The organism is Streptomyces sp. NPDC020917 (genome assembly GCF_044333795.1).
In the GTDB taxonomy this organism is placed as follows: domain Bacteria; phylum Actinomycetota; class Actinomycetes; order Streptomycetales; family Streptomycetaceae; genus Actinacidiphila.
Genome location: NZ_JBIRRR010000010.1, coordinates 111,324 through 130,723, shown reverse-complemented (window position 1 = coordinate 130,723; position 19,400 = coordinate 111,324). Strand labels below are relative to the sequence as shown.

The window sequence follows — 19,400 nt, the reverse complement described above, 5'->3', positions numbered from 1 at the left end:
CCCCGTCCCGATTTCCGCCGGAAGGGCACCATGCACCGCGCACTGATCGTCGTCGACGTGCAGAACGACTTCTGCGAGGGCGGCAGCCTGCCCGTGTCCGGCGGGGCCGACGTGGCCGCCGCGATCACCGATCTGATCGGTGACGCCTCGGGAGCCGGTGCCTACCGGCACGTGGTGGCCACCCGCGACCACCACATCGACCCCGGCTCGCACTTCTCCGACCACCCGGACTTCGCGTCGTCCTGGCCGCGGCACTGCGTGGCCGGCACCGAGGGCGTGGGCTTCCACCCGAACTTCGCGCCCGCGGTCGCCTCGGGGGCGATCGAGGCGGTGTTCGACAAGGGCGCCCACGCGGCCGCCTACAGCGGCTTCGAGGGCCGGGACGAGAACGGCGGGTCGCTCGCCGCCTGGCTGCGCGGCCACGACGTCACCGAGGTCGACGTGGTGGGCATCGCCACCGACCACTGCGTGCGGGCCACCGCCCTGGACGCGGCCCGCGAGGGCTTCGCGACCCGGGTGCTGCTGGACCTCACCGCGGGCGTCGCCGCCGCCTCCACCGAGCAGGCGCTCGCCGACCTGCGGGCCGCGGGCGTCGCGCTGACCGGCACGCCGGTCGTCCACGGCTGACCGCACGGCGGCCCGGCCCGCTACGGGATGGGCCCGGCCACCCGGCTCAGCGCGGAGATGGGGTGCCAGGGGTCGGCCGTGCGCGCACGGTAGTCGCGCCAGATCAGACCGTCCGGATGGTGCAGCACGGCGGTGATCTCGTCCGGGGTGGGCGGCTCCGCGTTGCCGCTCATCCGGGCGCCGCGGAAGCCCAGGTTGCTCAGCCGGGTCAGCGCCCGCTGCCGGCTCAGGGCGTGCACCACCACGCGCACGGTGTGGTCGGGGCAGCCCGGCTGCGGCAGCGCGAGGGCGACGATCACCGTGCCGCTCGGGAGCTTGGTGAAACCACCGACGGCCATGGACACATCTAAGGCCGTTCGGCCGCCGCCCACCAGAGGACGACGGCCGAACGCCGGATCAACGCAGGTCAAACCGTATGTAACCTGTCCTGCACATGACCGGATGAGGTCAGCGGCGGCTCGGTGCGACCTGCACGGTCATCGTGGAGCCGTCCTTGGCCTCGCTCAGGATGGTGATCCTGGTGTTGGTGTCCGGCACCTTGACGCCGCCGGTCGGGTTGCTGCTGTACCAGTAGGTGCCCTGGTGGTCGTCGAAGACCGGCACGCCGGGCTTGGCCGGGACCTTCGCCGCGACGCCGTTGGCGTGCAGCGTGAAGCCGTCGGTCGCGTACCGGCTGAACGGCGAGTCGTACGCCTGGATCCGGTTGCGCATGATCGAGCCGTCCGCCCACTTCTCGGGCGTGGCGTGCGCGTCGACCGGCAGGATCTGGCCGGAGCCGGGGTGGATGCCGACGTTGTTGTCCGGCTGCGAGGTGTCCCACAGCCAGATCAGCAGGCCGTTCTGGTACGGGAAGTGCTCGACCCAGTCCGGCCGGGTGCCGGTGAAGCCGAAGTTGTACGGGCCGGTGCGCAGCGTGCTGTCGTACGACACGTACTGCCGGTTCTCGGCGATGTAGTACTGCGGGTAGTCGTTGGAGAACGACCCGCCGATCCGCGAGAAGCCCTTGGCGGTCCAGCCGTTGTCGCCGTTCTCCGCGCCGTCGCTGACCACGGTGGCGCCGTCGGCGGTCACGGTGATCGCGTCGGCCGCGAAGCCCTTCTGCGCCACGCCGCCGTCGGTGAGGTAGCGGAAGCGCAGCTGGATCTGCTTGCCGGCGTAGGCGTCCAGCGGGAACGCCAGGTCCTCGTACGCACCGGAGGTGCCGGTCAGCGCGGGCGCGTCACCGCCGTCGCGCGGCAGGGACTTGCCGTTGGCGGTGCCGTCCAGCGCGGTCCAGGTGGCGCCGCCGTCGGCGGACACCTCGGTGTAGAGGTAGTCGTAGTTCTCCTCGATGTCCCACCAGCCCTTGAGGTTCAGGGACGCGGTGCCGGCACCGGTGAGGTCGACCGAGCGGGTCAGCGTGTTGGACAGGTTGTCGCCCATGCCGCTCCACCACTGCGCCGCGCCCTCGGCCGGCGGCGTGATGGCGGTGGTGACCGCCTTGTCGGGCAGCTGGACGACCAGCGCCTGCTTGTCCTTGGTGTTGTACTCCGCGACTCCCAGCCTCGTCGTGGACGGCGACGCGGCCTTGGCGGTCCCGTAGTTGAGCCAGCCCAGCTGCAGCTTGTCCCAGGCGCTCATGTCGTCGGGGAGGTCACCGATGGCGTTCTGGCCGGTGCCCATCCACGAACCGGACGACATCAGCGACCAGAACGCGACGCTCGACTCACCGGCGTAGGTGGTGTCGTACTCGTCCGGCAGGCCGAGGTCGTGGCCGTACTCGTGGGCGAAGACGCCCAGTCCGCCGTTCTCCGGCTGGAGGGTGTAGTCGCCGACCCAGATGCCGGTGTCGCCGATCTGGGTGCCGCCGACCTTGTTGTCCGCCGGACCGGTCTTGCCCGCGTCGGTGCCGTAGGCGTACCAGCGGTGCGCCCACAGCGCGTCGGTCGCCTGGGCGCCGCCGCCCGCGGACTCGTCCTCGCCGGCGTGCACGATCTGGAAGTGGTCGATGTAGCCGTCGGGCTCGTTGAAGTTGCCGTCGCCGTCGTAGTCGTAGCGGTCCCACTGGTCGTACTGCGCCAGGTCCGCCTTGATCTGCGCGGTGGTGCGGCCCTGGGCCTTCTGGTCGGCGACGTACGCGTTCGTCGCGTCGCGGATCAGGTCCCAGGCGTTGGAGCAGATCGTGGAGCCGCAGTAGTTCGAGCCGTAACGGGCCTCGTTGGCCGGCACCTTGACCCAGGCGGAGACCTCGCCGTCCACCGAGTAGCGGCCCGAGGACTGCTTCTCGTAGTACTTCGCCAGGGACTCCTTGCCCGAGGCGTGCGAGAAGTACAGGTCCTTAAAGTGCTGCTGGTTGTAATCGGCCTGCCAGGCGGTGGAGTTGTCGTTCGCCCGGTCGGGCTCGGCGATGGTGTTGTGCGCCGGGCCGGGCGTGCCGCCGTACTTGGTCACCGGCGGCTTCGGGCCGTCCGGGCCGTCCGGGTCGTACTGCGTGGTCGAGTCGACCGTGTCGCCGAACTCCACGAGGATCGTGAAGATCTTGTCGGTCTTCTCCCGCCCCAGTTCGACGTACTTGCTCTTCTTGCCCTTGCCGCCGCCGAGTTGGACGACCTTGGAACCGTCGCGCTGCTGGACGCTCGCCTCGCCGGAGACGACCTGCTGCAGCGCCGCGCTGCGCTCGGCCGCCTGCTGCTTGCTGAACGGGCCCGGCAGATCGTGCGGTTCGCTTGCCGCGGGATCGTGCGAGGCCGCCGCGCTTCCGGCGGATCCGGCCTGGTCCGGTACCGCCGCGTGGGCGCCGGCGGCGGTGACCGCGGGCACGCCGAGCACGGCTATCGCGAGGGCCAGGGCGGCGGGTTGGGTGATCCTCCGCTGAGTCTTCAAGATTCCTTGACCTCCCCTTGGGAAAGGCCATTGCATCGGAGTGACGGCGGAAAAGACAGATCTTGACTTGAGCATGACTGCGCCGTAGGTTTGCCGGTTTCCGGAGCGGGGGATCTCGCTCAGCGGACAGCGCCAACTCCCGCGCGTGCACGTGCCGTCGGGCTACCGGTCAGGTGTGCGACCCCGTGCGCCCCCCTTGTGCACCGCACCGGGGAGGGGCGCCTGCTTACCCGGTGCCGGGCCGGGGCATGCCGAACCGTAGAGTCGAGCTCTGAGAGCCCGTCAGTCCGTGCGTACCCGTCAGTGCCCGCCGGTGATCCCCCGCACCGGCGTACCCCCGAGGACGGATTCCCTCATGCCCCGACCCACGACCGCGCAGGTCGCCTGCGGTTCCCTGACCGTCGTCCTGACCACGGTGGTGCTGCTGCTGGCCACCGACGCCCGTTCCGGGGCCGCCGTCGCCGGCCTGGCCGCGTCCGGGCTGCTGGCCGGACTGCTCGTGGCCGTGGCGCTGGCCCCGCGCGGCCACCGCCCTGCCGCCGCGCCCGCCGCGAGTCCGGACCGCGCGCCGCGGCCGGCCCGGGTCCCGGTGCCCCGCGCCCGGGTGGCCGCCACCGCGGAACCCCGGGTGAGCGAGCACTCGCTGCGGCGCTGAGACGCCCGCCGGGCCTAGAGGGCGGCCACGACCACGGTGCCGGCCGCCTTGTCGTGCAGGCACTGCCGGAACGGCTGGTCCCACAGGCACCACAGGGAGTTCAGCAGCCAGAACAGCGGGCCGACCAGGATCACGGACAGGACCCCGGGCAGCGCGTACACCGCGGCCCGGGTCCACCCCGCGGGTCCCGGCACCGCCCCGTCGGACAGCCGCGCCGCGCGGATCCGCATCGCCATCTTGCCCAGCGTCTGCCCGCGGGCGGCCGTCATGGCGCCCTCGTACGCGAAGTACAGGACGAACATCAGCATGCCGACCAGGACCTGCCTGCCGTACGGGACGTCGCCGGGGTGCCGGACGTCGCCGCCGAGGAGCACCGCGGACACGAGGACGTCGAGCACCAGCAGCACCCCGGTGTCGATCACCCGGGCCAGGAAGCGCTGCGAGGGCGTGGCCAGCGGGGCCATACCCGACGGTCGGTCAGCGGTCATGGCTGATGAGTAAATCAGCCGACCGGGTGACGGTACAGAGGGCCGCCGGCCCGTCAGGTGGCCTCGACCACCACCGTCTTCGCCGCCTTGTCCTGCAGGCCCTGCTTGTAGGGCCGGTCGAAGAGCACCGTGATCCCGATGATCACGAACCACAGGCAGCTGCAGCAGAACGCCGGCAGCCACAGGATGGCGGCGCGCACCGCGGACGACTGCGAGTCCGGCACGCTGCCGTCGGCCAGCGTCGCCGCCCGCAGGCCCATCATCCGCTTGCCGATGGTCTGGCCGTTGGACCTGGTCATGAAGAACTCGTACAGGAAGCCGAGCCCGGCGGTGAACACGCCGCCGACCGCCGACCGCCCGGTGGTGAAGTCGTTGCTCTGCAGGCCGACCGCGGCCCAGTCCAGCAGGAACGACGGGATCAGCACGATGATGATGTCGATGATCCGGGCGAGCACCCGCTTGCCGCCCGGGGCCAGCGGGGGCATCCCGGCCAGCGGGTCCTGGCCGGGATGCCCGCCCTCGTAAGGGTTCTGGCCGTAGGGGCCGCCGCCCCCGGGGGGACCGCCCTGACCGCCGCCGCCGTACGGACCGCCGCCGCCGTAGGGGCCCTCGCCGCCGCTCGGCGGCGGTGCGCCGTAGGGGCCGCCCGAGTACGGGTTGCCCGGCGGCGGCTGGTTCGGACCCTGGCCGGGCGGCGGGTTGCCCCCCTGGCCGGGCGGTTCGCTGGGCGGCGGCTGGTCGGTGCTCATGTCCCGAGTCAAACCCGGCTGTGCGGGGCCCGCCCGCCGCGAGGCCCGTTCGGGGTAACGGGCCGGAGCCCGTCACCCCTCGGCGACGAACGTCCCGGCCGCCTTGTCGTGCAGGCCCTGCTTCCACGGCCGGTCGAACAGGCCCCAGGCGCTGCCCAGCAGGCCGACGACCGTCACGTCGAGCAGCGTGTGGGTCAGCCAGCGGCGCAGGCTCGCCCCGAACCCGGGCGGCAACTGGCCCTCGATGTCCAGCACCTGCAGGCCCACCAGCTTCTTGCCCAGCGTACGGCCCCACTTGGCGGTCGGCAGCACTTCCAGCAGCAGCCCGGCGACCAGCAGGACGCCGACCACGGCGGCCAGGTCCGTCCCGGTCGTCCCGTCCAGCAGCCACACCTTGACGGTCTCTCCGGTCAGCTTCGCCTGGTCCACCTTGTCCTTGGCGTGGTGGTAGGCGGAGGTGCCCAGCGGGAACGCGGCCGCGCCGGTGACGGCGGCCAGCAGCACGCCGTCGATCACCCGGGCGGCGAACCGGCGCATCAGGCCGCCGGGACGGTCGTGGCCCTGGGAGACGCCGAACGGGTCGCTCGGCACCGGACGCCACGGCGGCTGCGCCAGGTCGTGCACCTGCGCGGCCCACGGCGCCGCCGGCTGGGCGGGAGCGGGCTGCCCGGCGGGCGACGGCTGGGCCGCGGGCCCGGGCCCGCCCTGCGGGACGGGCTGCGGTCCGGGGGCGACGGGCTGGGCCGGGTGCCCGGGCAGCGGCGCCTGGGGAGCGGCCGGCCCTGCGGGTCCCGCGGGTGCGGACGGCGCGCCGGGTCCTGCGGACGGGGCGGGACCCGCGGGCGCGGTGGGGCGGGACTCGGCGGCCGGTGCGCCCGGCTGGCCGGGCACGGCCTGCACGCCGGGCGACGCCTGCGGCGGCTGGGCGCCGGGCCGCCCCTGCTCGGCGCCCCACGAGATCCGGGGCAGCTGCTGCCCGGGCCGCTGCATCGACGGCCACGCGGGCCCGGCGTCCTGCCCCGTGCCGGAGCGGGGATCCTGCCCGGCCCCGGAGCGCGGATCCTGCGCGGCGCCGCCCTGACCGGGGCCCCCGGGACCGGCTCCGCCCTGGCCCGGAACACCCTGGCCCGGAACCGCGTGCCCGGGCAGGCCGTGGCCCGCTGGCCCCTGGGCGGCGCCGCCCTGCGGCGCGCCCCCCTGCGCCGGCACCCCGGCCGGGCCGGTGTCGGCGCGGGGCGCCGCCGGGTCCTCGTCAAGGAACATCGGCCCCGACTCGTCGATCGCGCGCCCGCCGGGCCGCTCCTGGGCCGGCCGGCCGGCCGGGCCCGGGTCGGAGCCCTGCGCGGCGGACCCCTCCGCAGCGGGCCAGGCCGTGGCGGGAGCGGGTGCGGGCGCAGGCGCGGGTGCGGGTGCGCCGCCGGTGGGGTTCTCCGGGGTCGAGTCGACCGGTGCGGGGCGGCTGGTACCGGGGACCCAGGCGGAGCCGTTCCAGTAGCGGATGTAGTTCGGGATCGACGGGTCGGGGTAGTACCCCGGCGCCGCGGACGGGGAGGACGGCGACGGTGAAGAACCGGAGGAGCCAGATGGTGGTGCGCTCATGGTTCACGGGTTCCGTATCTGCTCGGCCGGGGGTGTGCGTCCACATCTACCAGAACGGCGGACGCGTCGGGCCCGCCGTGCCGCACACCGCTGTCGTTGACGCATCGACACGTCCTTACCCTCACGGGCCTCCCGTTGCCCAAGGTTCGGGAAATTTGAAGCGAATCGAGTCAACCCGCGTAATGGTTGGAGAGGCACGCGCTCTCTTCCAGGTGCAAGGCCCCGCGGGCCGACCGGCCCGGGGCCACCGCGCCGAGGGAAAGGACGTCGACAGATGCAGACCGTGGTGGAACGCGAACTCGAAATGCAGCTCGTGCTGTCACCGGAGCGCAGTATTCCGGTGCCGGCCCTGCTCGCCTACCGCGCGCACGACCCCTATGCCGTGCACATCACCTTCCATGTGGGCTCGGACGCGCCGGTGAACTGGACGTTCGCCCGCGAGCTGATCGTGGAGGGGGTGTTCCGGCCGTGCGGGCACGGCGACGTGCGGATCTGGCCGACCAAGGTCAACGGCCGCAGCGTGATCTGCCTGGCGCTCAGCTCGCCGGACGGCGACGCGCTGCTGGAGGCGCCGTCGTCGCCGGTCGCCGCCTGGCTGGAGCGCACGCTGCGGGTCGTCGCGCCCGGCACCGAGCACGAGCAGCTGGGCATGGACGACGGGCTCAGCCGGCTGCTCGCGCCCACCGCCGGCGACGAGTTGTGGCTGCGCGACCCGTGGAGCACGGGCGGGACGGACGACACCCCCGACGCGAGTGCGTAGCGGGTGCCGCCGGGCCGGGCGAGCGCGGAACGAGAGCGCGCGGCGGGACCGCGCGCCGGACGGCCGCGCGCGCGGCGGTTGCGCGCGGGGCCGTGGCGCGCCGGGACATGGCGCGCCCGCGGGCCGGGCGCCGGGCGGTCGCGGGCCGGGCGGTCGCAGGCCGATCGGTCGCGGGCCGGGCGGTCAGAAGAGCTTGCCGGGGTTGAGCAGCCCCAGCGGGTCCAGCACCGCCTTGATACCGCGCTGCACCTCGACGCCGGTCTCGCCCAGCTCGCGCGCCAGCCAGTCCCGCTTCAGCAGGCCGACGCCGTGCTCGCCGGTGATGGTGCCGCCGAGTTCCAGACCCAGCGCCATGATCGCGTCGAAGGCGTCGCGGGCGCGCCGGGTCTGGTCGGCGTCCTGCGGGTCGAAGCACACCACGGGGTGGGTGTTGCCGTCGCCGGCGTGCGCGCAGACCCCGATGGTCAGCGCGTACTTCCCGGCGATCGCGGCGACCCCGTCGAGCATGTCGCCGAGCCGGCCGCGCGGCACGCACACGTCGTCGATCATCAGCGAGGGCGCCAGCCGCTCCAGCGCGGGCAGTGACAACCGCCGCGCCTGGAGCAGGAGTTCGGACTCCGCAGCGTCCTCGGCGGGCACCACCGCGGTGGCGCCCGCGGCCGTGCACAGGTCGCCGACGGCGGCCAGGTCGGCGGCCGGGTCGGGAGTGTCGAACGCGGCCAGCAGCAGCGCCTCGGTGGAGTCCGGCAGGCCCATCCGCGCCAGGTCGTTGACGGCGCGCACCGACGTTCGGTCCATCAACTCCAGCAGCGACGGGGCGTGGCCGCGCTCCATGATCGCGCAGACCGCGGCGGCGGCCGCCGCCGCGGACGGGAACTCGGCCACCATCGCGAGCTGCGGGGGCGGCGACGGGCGCAGCGCGACCACCGCCCTGACCACGATCCCCAGGGTGCCCTCGGAGCCGACGAACAGCCGCGTCAGGTCGTAGCCGGCCACGCCCTTGGCGGTGCGCCGCCCGGTGCGCAGCAGCCGCCCGTCCGCGAGCACCACGTCCAGCCCGAGCACGTACTCCGCGGTGACGCCGTACTTCACGCAGCACAGGCCGCCGGCCCCGGTGCCGATGTTGCCGCCGATGGTGCACTCCTCCCAGCTGGAGGGGTCCGGCGGGTAGGACAGGCCGTGCCCGGCGGCGGCGCGGGAGAGCGCCGCGTTGACGACGCCGGCCTCGACGACCGCGATCCGCTCGACCGGGTCGATCTCCACGATGCGGTCCATCCGGGCCGTCGACAGCACGATGCAGCCGTCGACGGCGTTGGCCCCGCCGGAGAGCCCGGTCCTGGCGCCCTGCGGCACCACCGGCACGCGCAGTGCGGTGGCGGTGCGCAGCACGTGCTGCACCTCCTCGACCGTGCGCGGCAGCACCACGACGGCGGGCGCGCCGGCGTCGGAGAACGCCGCCTGGTCGCGGGCGTAGGCGGCGGTGACGTCCGGGTCCGTCAGCACGGCGGACGCCGGCACGCCCTCGTGCAGCCGTGCGATCAGTTCGCGCATGCTCTCACCCTGTCACCGCGGGCGGCCGCGCGGAAGATCGTCCCTCCCCCTCCGGCGTCCGGACGCGGGCGGACCGGGACCGCCCCCCTGCGCGGTCCCGGCCCGATGCGGTGCGCCCGGCGCTCCGCGCGGAGCCCCGGTCCTCCGGTCCTCCGGTCCTCCGGTCCTCCGGTCCTCCGGTCCTCCGGTCCTCCGGTCCTCCGGTCCTCCGGTCCTCCGGTCCTCCGGTCAGAGGTTGCCGCGGCGCTCCTGCTCGCGTTCGATCGCCTCGAACAGGGCCTTGAAGTTGCCCTTGCCGAAGCCCATGGAGCCGTGCCGCTCGATCATCTCGAAGAACACCGTCGGCCGGTCCTGCACCGGCTTGGTGAAGATCTGCAGCAGGTAGCCGTCCTCGTCGCGGTCGGCCAGGATCTTCAGCTCGCGCAGCGTGTCCACCGGCACGCGGGTGTCGCCGACCCACTCGCCGAGGGTGTCGTAGTACGAGTCGGGGGTGTCCAGGAACTCCACGCCCGCGGCGCGCATCGCGCGGACCGAGGCGACGATGTCGTTGGTGGCCAGTGCGATGTGCTGGACGCCGGGGCCGCCGTAGAACTCCAGGTACTCGTCGATCTGCGACTTCTTCTTGCCCATCGCGGGCTCGTTGAGCGGGAACTTGACTTTGCGGCTGCCGTCCGCGACGACCTTGGACATCAGCGCGGAGTACTCGGTGGCGATGTCGTCGCCCACGAACTCCTTCATGTTGGTGAAGCCCATGACGCGGTTGTAGAACTCCACCCACTCGTTCATCCGGCCGAGTTCGACGTTGCCGACGCAGTGGTCGACGGCCTGGAAGAAGCGGTGCTGCGGGGGCTCGGCCAGCGGTGCCGCGGCCACGTAGCCCGGCAGGTACGGCCCGTCGTAGCCGGACCGGTCGACGAGGGTGTGCCGGGTCTGGCCGTAGGTGGCGATGGCGGCGAGCACCACCGTGCCGTTGTCGTCCTTGAGTTCGTGCGGCTCCTCGAGGCCGGTGGCGCCGTGCTCGATGGCGTAGGCATACGCCGCCCGGGCGTCCGGCACCTCGATCGCCAGGTCGACCACGCCGTCGCCGTGCTCGGCCACGTGCTCGGCGAGGAACCGGCCGCGGTCGGTGTCGGGCTTGATGACGGAGGTGAAGACGAAGCGGGCGCCGCCCGACTCCAGGACGTAGGAGGCGGTCTCACGGCTGCCGTTCTCCGGTCCGGAGTACGCCACGCGGCGCATGCCGAACGCCGTCGAGTAGTAGTGCGCCGCCTGCTTCGCGTTGCCCACCGCGAACACGACGGCGTCCATGCCCTTTACCGGGAATGCATCCTTCTCAGTCATGGGAAAAGCGTCTCCCCGTGCCTCAGAGTGCGCAATAGTTCGTGTTTTCGCTGGACACCTTGCCCAGTCGCAGCCAGGATCGTCGGGACAATCTGTGCAGTATGACCACAGGAGGCCGCGGCATGGGGATCGACGCGCTGGACGGCAGGCTGATCACCCTGCTGGCCGAGGAGCCGCGGATAGGCGTGCTGGAGGCGTCCCGGCGGCTCGGGGTGGCCCGCGGCACGGTCCAGGCGCGGCTCGACCGGCTCCGGTCCGGCGGCGTGATCCGCGGCTTCGGGCCGCAGGTGGACCCGGCGGCGCTCGGCTATCCGGTGACCGCCTTCGCCACCCTGGAGATCCGCCAGGGGCAGGGCCCGGACGTGCGGGCGCACCTGGCGGACGTGCCGGAGGTGCTGGAACTCCACACCACGACCGGCGAGGGCGACATGCTCTGCCGGCTGGTCGCGCGGTCCAACGCCGACCTGCAGCGGGTGATCGACCGGGTGGTCGGCTTCGAGGGGATCGTGCGGGCGTCCACCGCGATCGTGATGGAGAACCCGGTGCCGCTGCGGATCATCCCGCTGGTGGAGCAGGCCGCGCACGACGAGTAGCGGGCGGGACCCGGCCCGGCGGGGCCTCCCCCGCCCGGCCTGCCGGGCCGACCCCTGACCATGGTGCAAAGATTCTTTGCAAAGAACCCTTGCAAAGACTCTTTGCATCTTCGTACGCTGGCGTCGTGTCCGAGACTCCGCAGACTCCCGAGGCCGGCCCGGCCGCCTCCTCCCCTCACGACAGCGACGACATCGCGCCGCTGGACCCGCGCTCGCTGCGCGGCCTGGCCCATCCGCTGCGCATGCGGCTGCTGGCGATGCTCCGCGAGGACGGCCCGGCCACCGCGTCGGGCCTCGCCGCCCGGATCGGCGAATCCAGCGGCGCCACCAGCTACCACCTGCGGCAGCTCGCCGCGTACGGCTTCGTCGTCGACGACCCGGACCGCGGCACCGCCCGCGAGCGCTGGTGGAAGGCGGTGCACCGCGGAAGCCGCTTCGACAGCCTGGAGGAGTTCCTGGAGCACCCGGACCCCGAGGTGCGCGGCGCCCTGACGACGTTCCTGCACACGGTGGCCACCGACCACGCCGAGCAGGTGGGCACCTGGCTCGGCACCCTGCACGACTGGCCCGAGCAGTGGCAGCAGGCCTGGGACCTCAGCGACTACTCGATCCGCCTGACGCCCGAACTCGCCCTAGAACTCGACCAGGAGGTGCACCGGCTGATCGAGTCCTACCGCGGCCGGGTGCCCGACGGGACCGAGGACAGCGCCCGCGTGCGGATCCACTTCCACGCCTTCCCGCGCCGTACCGACTGACCGCACCACCGGCCGGGCCGGCGGCGCCACTCGACCGAGGGCACCGCACCACGACGGCCGGGACCGCACCGCGCGGCGCGCGGTATCCGCGCCGACCGCACCACATCCCGGGGGGACCGATGCACACACCCGACACCGACCGGCGGCCGCTGGCGCTGCTGCTGGCCGCGAACGTCGTCTCGATCGCCGGCAACATGCTCACCCTGGTCGCCGTCCCGTGGTTCGTCCTGGAGACCACCGGCAGCGCCGGGCGGGCCGGGCTCACCGCCTTCGCGGCCACGCTGCCGGTCGTGCTGGCCGCGCTGCTCGGCGGCCCGCTGATCGACCGGCTCGGCCTGGCCGTCAGCAGCGTCGCGTCGGACGCGGTGTGCGCGCTCGCGGTGGCGGCGGTGCCGGTGCTGCACCTGGCCGGGCACCTGTCGTACGGGGCGCTGCTGGCGCTGGTCGCGGTCTCCGGGCTGTTCCACGCGCCCGGCGAGACCGCCCGCGAGGTGCTGATGCCGCGGCTGGCGGAACGGGCCGGCACCACCATCGCCCGCGCGTCCAGCGCCTACGAGGGCGCCTCCCGCGGCGCCCGGATGCTCGGCGCGCCGCTGGCCGGCGTGCTCATCGCGGCGATCGGCGCGGCGAACGTGCTGCTGCTGGACGCCGCCACCTTCGCCGTCTCCGCGCTGCTGATCGGGCTCGGGGTGCGCGACGGCGCCCGCCGGGCCGGCGGCGCGAAGGCGCGCGAGGGAGCGGCCCGCGAGGACCGGGCCGCTGAACGGGACGGCGGGGCCGGCACGTTCGCCGGGTACCGGGCGCAACTGCGCGAGGGCTACGCGTTCCTGTTCCGCGCCCGGCTGCTGTTCGCGGTCGTCGTGATGGTGATGGTGACCAACGCGCTGGACCAGGCGTGGTCGGCGGTGCTGCTGCCGGTGCACGCCCGGGAGAACCTGGGCGGCTCGGTGAGCATCGGCGTGGTCTCCGGGACCTTCGCCGCGTCCGCGCTCGTCGGCTCGCTGCTGTACGGCGTGTTCGGCCAGCGGCTGCCCCAACGGGGCCTGTTCATCGGCGCGTTCATCGTCTGCGGCTTCCCGCGGACCGCGGTCTGCGCGTTCGTGCCGGGGCTGGCCCCGCTGGTCGTCACCTGCGCGGTGTGCGGGCTCGCCGGCGGCGTGCTCAACCCGATCATCGGCACCGAGATGGTGCGGCTGGTCCCCGAGCGGCTGCGCAGCCGGGTGTTCGGCGCGGTGACCTCCGGGGTGCTGGTCGCGGTGCCGCTGGGCGCGCTCGCCGGCGGCTACGTCGTCCAGTACGCGGGGCTGACGGCCGCGCTGGCCGCGGTGAGCGCCCTGTACCTGGTCACCACGCTCAGCCCGCTGGTGCTGCCGGCCTTCCGCGCCTGGGAGACCGCCGGGCAGGAGGAGCGGCCGGGCGAGGACGGGCCACGGGAGGACGGTCCGCGGGACGGCGCGGCCGCGGCGGAACGCGAGCCCGTGACGGGCTGAGGCGGCCCGCCGGGCACGGCGACGTGGTCAGCGGGCGGCGGCGGTCAGCAGGCCGGGGTCGCCTGGCCTGCGCGCAGCGCGGACAGGGCGGAGAGCGCGCCGGTCAGCGTGGTGACCGGGATGAGCCTCATCCCGGACGGGAGTTCCGCCTTGGCGTCGGAGCACTCGTCGCGCGGCACCAGGAAGATCGTGGCGCCGTCCCGGCGGGCCGCCTGCTCCTTCAGCGGCACCCCGCCCACCGCGCCGACCTTCCCCGAGGCGTCGATCGTGCCGGTGCCGGCGATGTTCCGGCCGCCGGTGAGGTCGCCGCCGTGCCCGTCGCCGTCGATCTTGTCGATGATGCCGAGGCTGAACAGCAGCCCGGCGCTGGGCCCGCCGACGTCCGCGAGCCGCAGGGTGACGTGCACCTGGGACGGCGACAGGCCCATCTGCTTGAGCGCCGCCGAGGTCGCGTCGTTCTGCGACTGGGTCATCTCCTTGAGGTTGGCCTTCTCGATCTGCTGGACCGACCCGCCGCTGGGGTAGACCGCGTCCCGCGGCATGGCCGCCTCGTTCTTCTTGAACCAGGCCCGCCACACGTCGCTGAAGTGCACCGACGCGTTGGGCGCGGTCGCCTGGATGGTCACCAGCCGCAGCTGGCCGCTGGTGGTGCGCACCGGCACCCCGGTGACCGTGATGACCTGCGTGCCGCTCTCCGCGCCCAGCACGTTCGCGGTCAGGCCCGGCTCGACGATCGCGAACGGCAGCGGCGCGAAGGCGGCCACGGCGAGCAGGGCGGCCACGACCGCGGCGCACACCGAGAGCACCACGGACCGGCGGGAGAGGTTCGGCATGGGCCCGACCCTAATTCACCGCGCGTCCTCCCCTCGAACGGGGCGCTGCCGCGGGCTCCCGGGGCACTCCCGGGGCGCCGGGCCCGGGCCCTTGCCCCCGCGGCTGCCGGGCAGCCCCGCCGCGGCCCTAGGGCCTGTCCTAGCGCAGGGCGTCCGCGACCTCCAGCGCCGCCTCGACGACGCGGGCGCCGACCCGCTCGGGCACGGAGTCCGCGAGCATCACCACGCCGACGCTGCCCTCGACGCCGGGCACGCCCAGCAGCGGGGCGGCGGCGCCGCTCGCGCCCGCCTCCAGCTCGCCCGAGGTGATCACGTAGCGGAGCCGGCTCAGCGCGCCGCCCTCGCCGATCACGCGGTCGCTGCCGTCGCCCGGCTGGGCCCCGTCGGCGGGCGCCCGGCCGTCGGCCACGGCGGCCTCCAGGATGCGTACCGCCTGCGCGCCGGGGCCGCCCTGCTCCCCCGGCGCCGCCTGCTGCACCAGGCCGTCCTCGGCGAACCGCTCCCAGCTGCTGCCGTCCGCGGTCGGCTGCATGCCGCGGCCGGCCAGGATCGCCCGGCCCGCCGCGCCGCGGTCCAGCGGGTGCCGGAAGCCGGTGCGGTAGGCGACGTGGTAGTCGGTCCAGGTCGGCTCGACGACGGCGACGGCCAGCGCCTCGGTGCCGTCGACCAGCGTCAGATGGGCGGTCGCGCCGATGTCCTCGGCCAGCGAGCGCAGCGCGGGCAGCGCGGCCTCGCGCAGCAGCGGGTGCACCTGGTGGGCCAGGCCCAGCACGCCGAGCCCGACCCGGGCCCGGCCGCCGAGGTCGCGGCGGACCAGCGAATGCTGCTCGAGCGTCGCCAGCAGCCGGTAGACCACCGTCCGGTTGACGCCGAGTTTGGCCGCCAGCTCGGTCACGGTCAGGCCGTGGTCGGTGTCGGCCAGCAGCTTCAGGACCCGCAGGCCCCGGTCGAGCGTTTGAGACGTCTCCGCGGTCACGACGCCCCCTCCTCGTGAAATCGGCGGCGCATCTCACGGACGGATCGCACTGCCGGTCCCGCGGCAGTGCGCGGAGAGGCCGCCGGTTGGTGTCGGCAAACCGGCTGCGCTCCGCGGCTGCTCTGCCACGGCGCGTGCGTGAGCGGCACCGTAGCGACCGAGTACCGCTCAGCGGAAGAGGTCGTCCACAATCCGGGCGCCGCCTTGACCCGAGTTTGAGGTTCGAGTGGGGGGCGTTCACGGCGAATCCACCGCAGACCACCGCATACGGATCCGCGCGCCGCCGGTAACGGATCGGTGGACCACCGGGAGTGGATCACCGGTGGCGGATCACCGCATCCGGGTGGCCCACTCCCGGACCTTCTTGATGCGCTCGCCGAGCTGCCCGGCCGTCGCCTCCGCGCTCGGCGGGCCGCCGCACACCCGGCGCAGCTCGTTGTGGATCACCCCGTGCGGCTTGCCGCTCTGGTGGTTGTAGGCGGCGACCAGGGTGTTGAGCTCCTTGCGCAGCTCCAGCAGCTGCCGGTGGGTGACCACCGGGCGCCGCTCCGCGGGCAGTTCGAGAAGATCGGCCTCGTCCGCCGGTTTCTTCTTGCTGTGGGCGATCTGCCGGGCCTGCCGCTTCTGCAGGAGTATCTGCACCTGGTCCGGCTCCAGCAGGCCGGGGATGCCGAGGTAGTCCTGCTCCTCCTCGCTGCCCGGGTGCGCCTGCATGCCGAACTCGGCGCCGTCGTACAGCACCCGGTCGAAGACCGCGTCGGACTGCAGCGCCTCGAAGGGCAGCATGTCGTCCTCGGTGGCCTCGTCCTCGGCCCGCTCGGCCTCGGCGAGCAGCTGGTCCTCCTCGGCGAACAGCTCGTCCTCGCCGTGCTTCTTGGGCCGGTCCAGCACGTGGTCGCGCTCGACCTCCATCTCGGAGGCGAACTCCAGCAGCATCGGGATCGTCGGCAGGAACACCGAAGCGGTCTCGCCGCGCCGCCGGGAGCGGACGAACCGGCCGACGGCCTGGGCGAAGAACAGCGGCGTGGAGATGGTCGTGGCGTACACCCCGACGGCCAGCCGCGGCACGTCGACGCCCTCGGAGACCATCCGGACCGCGACCATCCACCGGTCCTCGCTCGCGCTGAACTCCTCGATGCGCTTGGACGCGCCCGCGTCGTCGGAGAGCACCACCGTGGCCTTGTGGCCGGTCAGTTCCCTGATCAGCTTGGCGTAGGCGCGGGCGGAGTCCTGGTCGGTGGCGATGACCAGGCCGCCGGCGTCCGGGATGCCCTTGCGGACCTCGGTGAGCCGCTGGTCGGCGGCCTTGAGGACGTTGGGGATCCACTCGCCGTTGGGGGCGAGCGCGGTGCGCCACGCCTGCCCGGTGGCGTCCTTGGTCATCGGCTCGCCCAGCCGCGCGGACAGCTCGTCACCGGCCTTGGTGCGCCAGCGCATGGTGCCGCTGTAGCTGAGGAAGATCACCGGGCGGACCACGCCGTCGTCCAGCGCGTTGCCGTATCCGTACGTGTAGTCGGCGGAGGACCGACGGATGCCGTCGTTGCCCTCCTCGTACGTGACGAACGGGATCGGGTTGGTGTCCGAGCGGAACGGCGTGCCGGTCAGCGCGAGGCGGCGGGTCGCCGGCTCGAACGCCTCCAGGCACGCCTCGCCCCAGGACTTGCTGTCGCCGGCGTGGTGGATCTCGTCGAGGATCACCAGGGTCTTGCGCTGCTCGCAGCGGTTGCGGTGCAGCATCGGGCGCACGCCGACACCGGCGTAGGTCACCGCCACGCCGTGGTACTCGCGGCCCACCGGGCCGGCGCTGTACTCCGGGTCGAGCCTGATCCCTATCCGCGCGGCCGCGTCCGCCCACTGCGTCTTCAGGTGCTCGGTCGGCGCGACGACGGTGATCTGCTGCACCAGGTGGTTGTGCAGCAGGTACGAGGCGAGGCTCAGCGCGAAGGTCGTCTTGCCGGCGCCGGGCGTGGCGACGGCCAGGAAGTCCCGCGGCTGCGCGGTCACATACGCGTCGATGGCCCCCTGCTGCCAGGCCCGCAGCTTGTTGGCGGTGCCCCAGGGCGCGCGCCCGGGGAAGGCCGGTGAGAGGTGGTGGGACGAGTGCGACGGGTGTGAGGCGGCGGTAGTCACGGTCTCCGTGGGGGTCGGGGGCCGGGCGCGCTCGCGCCCGTACGAAAACCGCCTCAGCCTACCGGCCGGCGGCGCGCGAACCGCCGACCCACGCCACCGCCCGCGCGGGTGCGACCCACCTCACACGGCGCGGCGCCGCGCTCCGCCCGCCGGACTCCCGCCGCCGGGGCCGGGAAGGCCCGGGGCCGCCCTCCCGCGCACCGTCAGGAGGACCTGGGGTGGACCCTGGGGGCCAGCGCGGCGCCCACCAGGGCGATGGCGGCGGCCGGCACGAACACGGCCGTGAAGGCCGCGGGATGGGCGGCGGAGGCGGCGCTGACGGCCGTCGCCGAGGGCGCGATGGAGCCGCCGCCGAGCGCGGTGAAGACGGTGCCGGCCGCGGCGACCAGCAGGACGTTCGACAGCGAGTCGCTGACCTGGAGGGCCGCGGAGTTCGCCCCGGCGTCGCTGGGCTTCGACACCTTCAGCAGCAGCACGCTCAGCGACGAGATCACCAGGCCCATGCCGAGCCCGCCGACGCACCACGCCACCGCGACGATCCCCGGGGGCACCGCGTGGTCCAGCCCCAGCGGCACCGCGGCGATGGCCGCGGCGGACAGCACCATGCCGAGCCGGACCATCCGGCCGCGCACCGCCTCCAGCCGCGGCCGGGCCTGGATGTACGACCCGAGCGCCCAGGTGAGGCCGCCGCCGGCCAGCGACAGGCCGGCCATCGTGGCGGACAGCCCGCGCTGGGTGACCAGCATCAGCGGGATGAAGCTCTCCGCCGCCAGGAACGTGCCGGCCGCGATGCCGCGCATCAGCACGACCGAGGGCAGCCCGCGCACCGCCCGGAACGTGCCGGCGGGCAGCAGCCGCAGGGCGGCGGGCACCAGCAGCGCCGCGCCCAGCACCGCGGGCAGCAGGGACAGCGGCCGCAGGTCCTGCCCGGCGTACTGCAGCAGCACCGCCCCGGCGGCCAGCGCGACCGCGAACCAGATGCGGCGGCCGTCCATGGGCTGCGGGGCGCCCTCCTCAGGCGTGTGGGCGGCGCGCCGCAGCGCGGGCAGCATCACCATGAGCGGCAGCACCACCAGGACCGGGATGGCCAGGAACACCCAGCGCCAGCCGAGCTGTTCGGTGACCGTGCCGGACACCAGCGGCCCGACGATCGACGGCACCACCCACGACGCGGAGAACGCGGCCATCACCGCGGGCCGCAGCCGCTCCGGGTAGGCCCGGCCGACGACCACGTACAGGGCGACGATCACCAGGCCGCCGCCCAGGCCCTGCACGGCCCGCCCGAGCACGAACACGCCCATGCTCTGGGCGGTGCCGCTGACGACCAGGCCGGCCGCGAACCCGGCGATGCCGGCGGCCAGCGGCGGCAGCGGGCCGCCGCGGTCGCACCACTGGCCGCTGACCACCATGGCGAGCAGCGAGGTGGTGAAGTACCCGGAGAAGGCGAACGCGTACAGGCCGAGCCCGTCGAGGTCCCGTGCGGCGATCGGCATCGCGGTGCCGACCGCGGTGGCCTCGAAGGCGATCATCAGCACCACGGACACGATGCCGAGGGTGAGCGCGCGGTACTCCCGGCCGAGCACACCGCTGTCGGCTCCGGCGCCCGCGGCGTCGCGTATCCCCCGGTCACCCTGCTGACCCTGCGGGGTCCGTACATCAGTCACCCGCCCAGGGTAAGGGGCAATCCGCGCTTTCACCCCTGCCGTGCGACCGGTCCGCCTCCGACTTTGGTCCTCGGCCGCGGGACCCGGTTCGTGAACGCCGTATGGCAGTCGTATGGCACGGCCCGCGGATCCGTTGACCGCCCGCCGCGGGCACGCCATCGTCGAAGCACGCACCCCGCACACGGCCGTGTGCCCGAGTGGTTGAGGGACTCGCCTGCAAAGCGAGTTACGCCGGTTCGATTCCGGTCACGGCCTCCAAGCCCTGAACAGTCGAAAGGGAGGGGCGACGCCCTGCGGGGTGCCGCCCCTCCCCTATATCCGTCTCAG

General features: G+C 73.9%; 17 protein-coding genes and 1 tRNA gene. 7 read left to right on the top strand and 11 right to left on the bottom strand.

The genetic code is table 11. From position 1 onward, the window contains the following. Window positions 1-30: 30 nt before the first annotated feature. Entirely contained in the window at window positions 31-627 is a 597-nt protein-coding gene (locus ACH4TG_RS22420) for an isochorismatase family protein (RefSeq protein ID WP_398244186.1), read from the top strand. Between the two features lie 20 nt (window positions 628-647). Here the strand turns inward: ACH4TG_RS22420 and ACH4TG_RS22415 are convergent, their stop codons facing one another. After that, window positions 648-965, bottom strand: coding sequence for a hypothetical protein (locus ACH4TG_RS22415; RefSeq protein ID WP_398244185.1), 318 nt, complete (start codon window positions 963-965; stop codon window positions 648-650). A gap of 109 nt (window positions 966-1,074) precedes the next feature. Then, window positions 1,075-3,489 (bottom strand): immune inhibitor A domain-containing protein, encoded by a 2,415-nt coding sequence (locus ACH4TG_RS22410; protein ID WP_398244184.1) that lies wholly within the window; start codon window positions 3,487-3,489, stop codon window positions 1,075-1,077. A gap of 355 nt (window positions 3,490-3,844) precedes the next feature. Between ACH4TG_RS22410 and ACH4TG_RS22405 the strand changes: the two genes are divergently transcribed. Continuing rightward, the gene (locus ACH4TG_RS22405) at window positions 3,845-4,144 is read left to right on the top strand and encodes a hypothetical protein (RefSeq protein ID WP_398244182.1); all 300 of its coding nucleotides are present in this window, start codon (window positions 3,845-3,847) and stop codon (window positions 4,142-4,144) included. Between the two features lie 14 nt (window positions 4,145-4,158). Here ACH4TG_RS22405 and ACH4TG_RS22400 read toward each other — a convergent pair whose 3' ends face one another. The 3 genes from ACH4TG_RS22400 to ACH4TG_RS22390 form a co-directional block, all read right to left on the bottom strand. After that, window positions 4,159-4,632, bottom strand: coding sequence for an RDD family protein (locus ACH4TG_RS22400; protein ID WP_398244181.1), 474 nt, complete (start codon window positions 4,630-4,632; stop codon window positions 4,159-4,161). Between the two features lie 53 nt (window positions 4,633-4,685). Beyond that, entirely contained in the window at window positions 4,686-5,381 is a 696-nt protein-coding gene (locus ACH4TG_RS22395; protein WP_398244180.1) for an RDD family protein, read from the bottom strand. Window positions 5,382-5,453: 72 nt separating this feature from the next. After that, entirely contained in the window at window positions 5,454-6,980 is a 1,527-nt protein-coding gene (locus ACH4TG_RS22390) for an RDD family protein (RefSeq protein ID WP_398244179.1), read from the bottom strand. Window positions 6,981-7,254: 274 nt separating this feature from the next. Between ACH4TG_RS22390 and ACH4TG_RS22385 the strand changes: the two genes are divergently transcribed. Then, complete coding sequence (locus tag ACH4TG_RS22385; RefSeq protein ID WP_398244178.1) at window positions 7,255-7,740, top strand: SsgA family sporulation/cell division regulator; 486 nt, start codon at window positions 7,255-7,257, stop codon at window positions 7,738-7,740. Window positions 7,741-7,923: 183 nt separating this feature from the next. On the opposite strand, the gene ACH4TG_RS22380 is transcribed toward ACH4TG_RS22385, so the two are convergent. Both ACH4TG_RS22380 and hppD read right to left on the bottom strand, forming a co-directional pair. Further along, window positions 7,924-9,291, bottom strand: a complete 1,368-nt coding sequence (locus tag ACH4TG_RS22380) for an FAD-binding oxidoreductase (RefSeq protein ID WP_398244177.1) — start codon at window positions 9,289-9,291, stop codon at window positions 7,924-7,926. Between the two features lie 228 nt (window positions 9,292-9,519). Further along, window positions 9,520-10,632, bottom strand: coding sequence for a 4-hydroxyphenylpyruvate dioxygenase (gene hppD, locus ACH4TG_RS22375; RefSeq protein ID WP_398244176.1), 1,113 nt, complete (start codon window positions 10,630-10,632; stop codon window positions 9,520-9,522). Between the two features lie 122 nt (window positions 10,633-10,754). On the opposite strand from hppD, the gene ACH4TG_RS22370 reads away from it, so the two are divergent. The 3 genes from ACH4TG_RS22370 (at window position 10,755) to ACH4TG_RS22360 (ending at window position 13,470) form a co-directional block, all read left to right on the top strand. Beyond that, window positions 10,755-11,225, top strand: a complete 471-nt coding sequence (locus ACH4TG_RS22370; RefSeq protein WP_398244331.1) for an Lrp/AsnC family transcriptional regulator — start codon at window positions 10,755-10,757, stop codon at window positions 11,223-11,225. 125 nt (window positions 11,226-11,350) lie between these two features. Then, window positions 11,351-11,980: a helix-turn-helix domain-containing protein gene (locus ACH4TG_RS22365; protein WP_398244174.1), complete on the top strand. Its 630-nt coding sequence runs from the start codon at window positions 11,351-11,353 to the stop codon at window positions 11,978-11,980. Window positions 11,981-12,099: 119 nt separating this feature from the next. Next, a complete protein-coding gene (locus ACH4TG_RS22360) occupies window positions 12,100-13,470 on the top strand; it encodes an MFS transporter (protein ID WP_398244173.1) in 1,371 nt (456 codons plus the stop codon). Window positions 13,471-13,514: 44 nt separating this feature from the next. Here the strand turns inward: ACH4TG_RS22360 and ACH4TG_RS22355 are convergent, their stop codons facing one another. The 4 genes from ACH4TG_RS22355 to ACH4TG_RS22340 form a co-directional block, all read right to left on the bottom strand. Further along, window positions 13,515-14,303 carry a S16 family serine protease gene (locus ACH4TG_RS22355; RefSeq protein ID WP_398244172.1) on the bottom strand — a complete coding sequence of 263 codons (789 nt, stop codon included), beginning with the start codon at window positions 14,301-14,303 and terminating at the stop codon, window positions 13,515-13,517. Window positions 14,304-14,442: 139 nt separating this feature from the next. After that, the gene (locus ACH4TG_RS22350; protein WP_398244171.1) at window positions 14,443-15,279 is read right to left on the bottom strand and encodes an IclR family transcriptional regulator; all 837 of its coding nucleotides are present in this window, start codon (window positions 15,277-15,279) and stop codon (window positions 14,443-14,445) included. Between the two features lie 330 nt (window positions 15,280-15,609). Then, window positions 15,610-17,409: a DEAD/DEAH box helicase gene (locus ACH4TG_RS22345; RefSeq protein WP_398244170.1), complete on the bottom strand. Its 1,800-nt coding sequence runs from the start codon at window positions 17,407-17,409 to the stop codon at window positions 15,610-15,612. Between the two features lie 203 nt (window positions 17,410-17,612). Then, entirely contained in the window at window positions 17,613-19,232 is a 1,620-nt protein-coding gene (locus ACH4TG_RS22340; RefSeq protein ID WP_398244330.1) for an MFS transporter, read from the bottom strand. Between the two features lie 24 nt (window positions 19,233-19,256). Here ACH4TG_RS22340 and ACH4TG_RS22335 point away from each other — a divergent pair. Beyond that, a tRNA-Cys gene (locus tag ACH4TG_RS22335) sits at window positions 19,257-19,331 on the top strand. Window positions 19,332-19,400: the final 69 nt, after the last annotated feature.